This is a genomic window from Weissella confusa (assembly GCF_004766315.1).
GTDB classification, from domain to species: Bacteria; Bacillota; Bacilli; order Lactobacillales; family Lactobacillaceae; genus Weissella; species Weissella confusa_A.
In genome coordinates, this window is record NZ_PVSN01000011.1 from 1 (window position 1) to 2,590 (window position 2,590).

Annotated in this window: 2 protein-coding genes and 1 pseudogene; 2 read left to right on the plus strand and 1 reads right to left on the minus strand. The window is 44.3% G+C overall.

Going from position 1 to position 2,590, the window contains the following annotated elements:
- Positions 1-235 precede the first annotated feature (235 nt).
- The gene (locus C6P11_RS01870) at positions 236-1,909 is read left to right on the plus strand and encodes an NAD(P)/FAD-dependent oxidoreductase (protein ID WP_135518149.1); all 1,674 of its coding nucleotides are present in this window, start codon (positions 236-238) and stop codon (positions 1,907-1,909) included.
- Positions 1,910-1,953: 44 nt separating this feature from the next.
- On the opposite strand, the pseudogene C6P11_RS01875 reads toward C6P11_RS01870, so the two are convergent.
- Positions 1,954-2,346: pseudogene (locus C6P11_RS01875) on the minus strand (TrmH family RNA methyltransferase); the annotation flags it as partial.
- A gap of 101 nt (positions 2,347-2,447) precedes the next feature.
- Between C6P11_RS01875 and C6P11_RS01880 the strand changes: the two are divergent.
- Positions 2,448-2,590 (plus strand): helix-turn-helix domain-containing protein (locus tag C6P11_RS01880; RefSeq protein ID WP_135518151.1); only part of this gene is annotated, 143 nt, incomplete at its 3' end.

Below are 2,590 nucleotides of genomic sequence, written 5' to 3' on the forward strand. Positions count from 1 at the left end.
CTCAAAAAACGCCCAATCGAAAAAAACACCCTGAAACCGTGCCAAGGTACTGGCAGTTTCAAGGTGATTTATCGTATTTTACTGATTTAGCTGTGGTTAAAAATTTAGTGCATGAATAATCCGGGTTACAAAAAAATAGTGAATTCGTTTACAAATCCACTTTGCGGGTCTAAAATTATTTGAGGATTTATTTTTTAATTACATTTTTTGTGGGATACTGAGGAGATTTTTTCATATGGCTAATAAAAACATCGTCGTAGTTGGTGCCGGTTATTCTGGTGTATTTACTGCGCGCAAGTTGGCTAAGCAATTGAAGGGCACGGATTACCAAATTGTTTTGGTAGATCGCCACTCATTCTTTACGTACATGACGGAGTTGCATGAAGTTGCAACGAAGCGTGTTGAGCCAAAGCACATCCAATTTGATTTGCGTACATTGTTCGTACGCCAACCAAACGTTAAGATTGTGACTGCCACAGTTGATACGATTGATAAGGAAGCAAAGATTGTTAAGACTTCTGAAGGAGACATTCCTTACGAGAAGTTGGTCTTGGCAACTGGTGGTACGACTAATACATTTGGTACGCCAGGTGTTGAGGAGTACGGCTACACGTTGTGGTCATTTGAAGAAGCTGTTCGCCTTCGTTCACACATCGAAGAAGTTATTCGCGAAGGTGCTATGGAGTTGGATCCAGCCAAGCGCGAAGCTAAGTTGCGTATTGCGGTTGTTGGTTCAGGATTTACTGGTGTCGAATTGGCTGGTGAATTGATTGAACAACGTCGTGAGCTTGCTGAAGCTAACAACTTGGATGAATCAGAAATTAAGATTGACGTGATTGAAGCTGCGCCAACAATTTTGAACATGTTGACGAACCGTAAGCTTGCTGACAAGGGTGAGCAATACATGATCAAGCACGGTGTTAACATGCGTAAGTCTGCCGGTGTTGTTGAAGTGAAGGAACACGCTGCCGTTTTGAAGGACGGTACGGAAATTCCTACTGAAACGTTGGTTTGGACGGCCGGTGTTAAGGCTAAGGAACAAGGTTCAAAGTGGGGCTTGGAACAAGGTCCTGCTGGTCGCTTTATGGCCGATGACTACTCACGTGCTAAGGGTGAAGAAGACATTTATGTTGTTGGTGACGTGGCAGCCTACCAAGAGCCTGCTCGTACAATTCCTGACAACCCACGTTCAGGTTGGACGCCACAAACGGTTGAAGGTGGAGAATCTGCTGCTAACACAGCTGTTCCTAACATCATCTTCGATTTGTTGGGTAAGGGATCACGTAAGGCCTTCAAGGGTCACTACCAAGGTTACGCTGTTTCAATCGGTGCGCACTACACGGTTGGAATTGCTGAGCAACTTGGTAGCGTAAAGCTTGGTAAGAATGGTTTGCCATTGTCTGGCTTCTTTGCCAACATGTTCAAGCACATCATTAACTTGTACTTCTTTGCGCAAATTACGAGTGGTTACCACATCTTCCACTACTTGATGGACGAGTTCTTCCGTACGCCAAATGGTCGTACGCCATTCTATGGTTGGACGTCACGTATGGGTAACGTTTTGTGGACTGTGCCACTACGTATTGTTGTTGGTATCTTGTGGATTTCTGCAGGTGCATCAGTTTCAGGAACAATTGGTATGATTGCCACGGTTGTTGGTTGGTTGATTGCCTTTGGTCTTTTGACGTCAATTGCCGGTTTCGTTGCCTTTGTATTGGGATTGGTATTGATTTTTGCTGGTTCAGCTACAACGTCAATGGTTTTGTTGACGTTCGCTTCATTGGCCGTTATGAACGGTTCAGGTCGCACGTTCGGTTTGGACTACTGGGTAACGCCATTCTTGGAGAAAACGCTTGGACGTAGTTTGTACGGTAAGCACGAGTCACGTTACAACGACTTGAAGAAGTAATAAATGAAAAGGGAGCACGATGATTAAGTTCATCGTGCTCCCTTTTACATATGCTGTGAAGCGTAGAAGGCTGAGATAATGCCATGGGCGACGCTAACGTTAATTGAGCGTACGCTACCATATTGTGGAATGTAAATCATGGCATCAGCCGCGTCGATTAAATCATCCGCTAAGACAAGTTTTTCTTCCCCAAATAGGAAGGCGGACTTAGCCGGGAATTGTACGTCATACACTGATTGTGGGTTGTAGCCAGGTGTATTATCGACGGCGTAAATCGTATAGCCATCAGCATGTAAGTCATCGAACAACGCCTGATAATCAGTCACGCGATGGTGTTCGATGTGTTCATAGTTTTGGGTGCCCAGTGACCCACGACGATCCCATTTCTTGATGCCTTCTGTAGAATCAGGAATCGCAGGGTTTTCAGGGTTCTTGAATTTACAATTCAAGTGCAACACTAAGCTAAATAAAAACTGACTCATAATGAACCAGCGTAAAATGTAGTTTGTCTAGAACATACAGAACGCGAGGAAACATTATGAGTCATTATCATCAGCTTACCGCATTTGATCGCGGACGTATAGAAGTTTTACTCAGAGAAGGGTTGTCAATGCGTAGCATTGCAAAAGAAATTGGTAGAAGCGCTTCGACAATCTCTCGTGAGATTGCCCGCTGTGTTGG